Origin of the sequence: Microcystis sp. M49636_WE2, from assembly GCF_030065375.1 — a bacterium.
Classification (GTDB): Bacteria; Cyanobacteriota; Cyanobacteriia; order Cyanobacteriales; family Microcystaceae; genus Microcystis; species Microcystis aeruginosa_C.
The window spans coordinates 1-5,058 of record NZ_JASJFG010000639.1 but is presented as its reverse complement, the minus strand read 5'-3'; the positions used below and the strand labels follow the sequence as shown (position 1 = coordinate 5,058).

5 protein-coding genes are annotated in these 5,058 nt (G+C 42.3%); 3 read left to right on the top strand and 2 right to left on the bottom strand.

Annotated features, from left to right (window positions below; all coding sequences use genetic code 11):
- Positions 1-726, bottom strand: a 726-nt coding sequence (gene ispE, locus PX484_RS14850) for a 4-(cytidine 5'-diphospho)-2-C-methyl-D-erythritol kinase (protein WP_288104464.1), incomplete at its 3' end; no start/stop codon positions are given.
- Between the two features lie 17 nt (positions 727-743).
- Positions 744-1,550: a 16S rRNA (adenine(1518)-N(6)/adenine(1519)-N(6))-dimethyltransferase RsmA gene (gene rsmA / locus PX484_RS14845; protein ID WP_108937545.1), complete on the bottom strand. Its 807-nt coding sequence runs from the start codon at positions 1,548-1,550 to the stop codon at positions 744-746.
- A 124-nt stretch (positions 1,551-1,674) separates the two neighbouring features.
- On the opposite strand from rsmA, the gene crcB (PX484_RS14840) reads away from it, so the two are divergent.
- From crcB (PX484_RS14840) to PX484_RS14830, 3 genes are all read left to right on the top strand, one after another.
- Positions 1,675-2,064: a fluoride efflux transporter CrcB gene (crcB, locus tag PX484_RS14840; RefSeq protein WP_287671247.1), complete on the top strand. Its 390-nt coding sequence runs from the start codon at positions 1,675-1,677 to the stop codon at positions 2,062-2,064.
- Positions 2,065-2,255: 191 nt separating this feature from the next.
- Positions 2,256-2,660 (top strand): fluoride efflux transporter CrcB, encoded by a 405-nt coding sequence (crcB, locus tag PX484_RS14835; RefSeq protein ID WP_287671245.1) that lies wholly within the window; start codon positions 2,256-2,258, stop codon positions 2,658-2,660.
- A gap of 503 nt (positions 2,661-3,163) precedes the next feature.
- Positions 3,164-5,058: glycogen/starch/alpha-glucan phosphorylase (locus tag PX484_RS14830; protein WP_288104460.1), on the top strand; the 1,895-nt coding region annotated here is incomplete at its 3' end.

The window sequence follows — 5,058 nt, the reverse complement described above, 5'->3', positions numbered from 1 at the left end:
TAAAACCACCTTTTCGAGGTCATTGTGGATAAATTTGCCGATAGCGGCCGGTTGTTTATGGGCGATCGCTTGTACCAAAGCCCCGGAACTCACCTGCTGACGGCGGTGATGAAAGTCCTCTGGAGAAGACAGATAGGTATCCTGAAATTTTTGCCGATAGCTTTGGTAGGCCCAGGGTGTAGAAACGGATAAATGGTCGTATTTGGCTAAAATCACCCATAATCCGGTCAGAGGAGCGATCGGATCGAGAATTTCTCCCCTTCCCGTACAGATAACCGTTCCTCCTGTCACACAAAAGGAAGTATCGGACCCCAATCTTGCCGCTAAAGTTTCTAATTCCGGACGGGTTAAGCCTAATTCCCAGATTAAATCGATGCCAACTAACACCGCCGCCGCGTTGGTGGAACCCCCCGCTAAACCAGCAGCCACGGGAATATATTTCTCGATGGTGATATCGATGCCGCCGTAATTGGCAAAGATGCGGGGGAATTCCCTCGCCATCAAAGTGGCGGCGCGATGGGCGAGATTACTGCTATCTTGGGGGACGAGGGGATGAGAGCAAAAGAGGCGGAATTCCTGCAATCCGTTCGGCCGGAGAGTGATGCGATCGCATAATCCCACCGTCTGCATCACCATGACTAACTCGTGGAAACCATCAGGGCGATCGCCAACGATTTCTAGATATAAGTTAATTTTAGCGGGGGCTAGAAGGGTATAACTGTGCATTTGTCAAGAAAAAAAATCTAAAATTTTGGCAATTGACCTAATTTTTCCGCCAAGTCAATCCATTGCGATAAACTGAGATCTTCGGCGCGAGCGAGGGGATTAATTTCTAATTGTGTCAGGATTTGGCTTAATCGATCGCTATCTAGACAATTTTTTAGATTATTGCGTAACATTTTGCGCCGGTTGGCAAAACCCCAGCTAATTAAAGTGGATAAAAAGGCTGGATTACTGACATTATTCGGCAAAACACGGGGTAAAAGCTGAATTACCGCCGAATCTACCCGGGGAGAGGGGGAAAAGGCCCGCCGGGGTACGTCACAAATCCATTGACAATCGGCAAGGTATTGAATGCGGACGCTGAGAGCGCTGTAAGCTTTGGTGGAGGGGACAGCGACTAATCTTTCGGCGACTTCTTTTTGTACTAAGAGGGTAATACTCTGATAAGGGGGGGTGAAGGGATGGGCGATCGAACCGAGCAGCTTTTCGAGGATCGGACCGGTGATATTATAGGGAATATTAGCCACTACTTTATTAACCGGCGGCAGTTGCTCCAGTTTAAGGCTAAGAAAGTCGCCCGGGATGAGATGAAAGTTATCTTGTTGGCCAAATTTTTTATTTAAAATTGTCCATAGATCTCGATCAATTTCTACAGCGACAACCAATTGAGCGCCATCGAGAAGACGACGGGTTAAAATGCCTGTACCAGGGCCGATTTCTAATACCCGATCCTCTGATTGTAAATTAGCAGCGCCGATGATGCGATCGAGTATCGATTCATCTTTTAACCAATGTTGTCCAAAACGTTTACGCGGTTGAATTTTCATACCTCTATTTTAAAATCAGAGGGTTGTCCTCGACAATAACACCCCTGAAAATATGGGTCATGCGATCGATAACCGCATCAATTATCATAGAGCCTAGGCAAAGATAGCAAAAAAATTAGAGACAATGTCAGATTTGAACGATGTTTTCGCAATTGTAGCAGGAGCGGTTCCGGGGGCGTTATCTCGTTATCACATTACCGAATGGACAAAAGCAAAATTCGGCTTGCGCTTTCCATCTGGAACCTTTATTATTAATTTAACTGGCTGTCTAGCTATCGGTTTCTTTTTGGCTATTTTACCCAGTTTTTCCTTTTATTCCCACCAACTAGATTTAATGGTTAGAACGGGATTTTTAGGAGCTTATACCACCTTTTCTACCTATAGTTTAGATACCCTGATACTCTGGCGCAATCAACAAAATTTTCTCAGTCTTTTTTTTGCCGTTGCTAGTATCATTTTCGGATTGATTGCCGTGAGAATTGGGGCAGCTATTGCCGAAGTTTTTCTAGGTTAAGTAGGTAGGCGTTAAAAACTATCAGATGCCCCCCTTATTAAGGGGGGACTCAGGGGGGATCCCCCCGCCTATCGGCACCCCCCTTATTAAGGGGGGCAGGGGGGATCGAACCTAAAATCCATTTTTAATTTAATTATAACCAGCTACTTAATTCTCCAATTTATTGACTATTGAAGGGCAGGAGAGACAGCATGAATTTTTTCAGGGGACGTTATAGTTTATCCGTGGCGATTGGGGCTATTTTTGGGGCTTTGAGTCGTTTTTATATTGCAAAATTAGTTGAAAGTCTTTTCGGTCAAGAATGGCAATTTTTGGGGACATTTTTTGTTAATCTTTCTGGCTGTTTAATTATTGCCTATATTTTTACTATGATTAGGGAAAATATTCGCATAATTGCCCCAGAATTAGGATTGATGATTGCCACGGGTTTTTGTGGTTCCTATACAACTTTTTCCACCTATAGTTTAGAGGTCAACAAGTTTTTAGAGCAGGGAAACTTAACTTTCGGTTTAATTTACTGGTTGGGCAGTGTTCTTGGGGGGATGATGGCACTTAAAATTGGAGTTATTTTAGCAAGAACAGGTTTTCCTAGATGAGTTATTAAATAGATTTTGCGTCTGATCCCCCCTGCCCCTAGGGTTGATTCATGGGGTTGATTCATGAATCAACCCTACTACCTTGATAAGGGGGGTGTCTGACAACTTTTAACACCTAACTACTTAAGCATCTCAGCACAGTTGAGACCATCTTTTTCCTTTCCTACTCAGTCTTAATAAGTAATATCTCCACTGGTTTGAAACCAACTGCCTTCGAGGAATCTTAGTAAATGGACTGTTTTGACATTTTCACGCCATCAAGGGGTATAGAGGGCGATTTTCCCAAGATTATCGCCCCGCTCAAACCCGTTCCACCCGTCACAAAAGCACCCATTGTTCAAACTTTCCCCTGTCTTCACTTTCTGTCGGTAATTGAAATTTAATCACTTTAACTCTGTCATTACTATACCTTAATCTTAGTCAAGATTTAAGCTTTTCTTGATATAATTTTGGGTCTGGTTATCTTAAACTAAGAGCAGCCAATCTTCAGTAAAAAAACTCCTATGGATCCATCTCCAGAGTCAACTTTTGTTTGTCCGATTATCATCGAAGACGACAGAACAGGATTAGACACAGAAACTATCCGACGGGCTTTAAGGGATAATTTACTCTATATTCAAGGTAAATTACCGGAATTAGCCAGCAAAAACGATCTTTACATGGCCCTGGCCTATACCATACGCGATCGTTTATTGCAGCGTTGGTTAACCACCCAACAAACCTATCTAAAAAAAGATGTCAGAACCGTTTGTTATCTCTCGGCCGAATTTTTAGTCGGTCCCCATTTAGCTAATAATTTAATTAATCTCGGTATCTACGAACAGGTTCAGAAAGCTGTCAGCGAATCGGGATTAAAACTAGAAGAATTAATTGCCCAGGAAGAAGAACCAGGGTTAGGAAATGGTGGTTTAGGTCGTTTAGCTGCCTGTTATCTCGATTCCCTTTCTACCCTAGAAATTCCAGCTATTGGTTACGGTATTCGCTACGAATTTGGTATCTTTGATCAAGAAATTCACGACGGTTGGCAGGTGGAAATAACCGATAAGTGGTTACAGTATGGAAATCCCTGGGAAATTGCCCGACCAGAATCATCGGTAGAGGTAAAATTTGGCGGTTATACCGAATCCTATACCGACGAAAATGGTAATTATCGCAGTCGTTGGATTCCCGATTATGTAGTCAAAGGAATTCCCTACGATACCCCAATTCTCGGCTATCGAGTTAACACCGCTAATACCATGCGTCTCTGGAAATCAGAAGCTTGTGAATCTTTTGATTTTGGTCGCTTTAATCGTGGCGATTATTATGGTGCGGTGGATAATAAAGTTCACTCGGAAAATATCAGTAAAGTTCTCTATCCTAACGATGAACCAATTCAAGGCAAAGAACTGCGTTTAGAACAGCAATATTTCTTTGTTTCCTGTTCCCTACAGGATATGATTCGTATTCACTTACATGAGAACCCCAGTCTCGATAATTTTCATCAAAAATGGTCAGTACAATTGAATGATACTCACCCTTCCGTCGGGGTAGCTGAGTTAATGCGCTTGTTAATTGATGTGCATCATTTCGATTGGGATAAAGCTTGGTTTATTACTCAAAATACCTTCGCCTATACTAATCATACTCTTTTGCCAGAAGCTTTAGAAAAATGGCCTTTGAGTATTTTTGGTCGTCTTTTCCCCCGATTAATGGAAATTATCTACGAAATTAACTATCGTTTCTTGGATAAAATTCGCATTATTTATCCCCATGATGACGGCAAAATGTCCCGTTTGTCTATAATCGATGAAAGCGGCGAAAAATACGTCCGTATGGCTCACCTCGCCTGTGTGGGTTCCCAGGCAATTAATGGGGTGGCAGCCCTCCATACAGAATTACTTAAAAAAGATGTTCTGCGCGACTTCTATGAACTCTTTCCCGAAAAGTTTAGCAACAAAACCAATGGAGTTACTCCCCGGCGCTGGATAGTTTCTAGTAATCCCCGCTTAACTTTTGCGATTACCGAAAAAATCGGCGAAAATTGGATTAAACATCTGGAGGATTTACGCGGTTTAGAGAACTATGTGAATGATGGGGGATTTCGGGACTCTTGGCGACGAATTAAATACGATATTAAGGCAGATTTAGCCAATTATATCGATAAAAAAGTCGGCATTAAAGTTGATCCTAGTACCCTCTTTGATGTGCAGGTAAAACGCATTCATGAATATAAACGGCAACATCTCAACGTTTTACATATCGTTACTCTCTATCATCGCCTCAAAAATAATCCCAATCTCGATATTACCCCCCGTACCTTTATTTTTGGTGGTAAGGCAGCCCCGGGTTATTTTATGGCGAAATTAATCATTAAATTGATTAATTCTGTGGCAGAAGTGATCGATAATGATCCGAC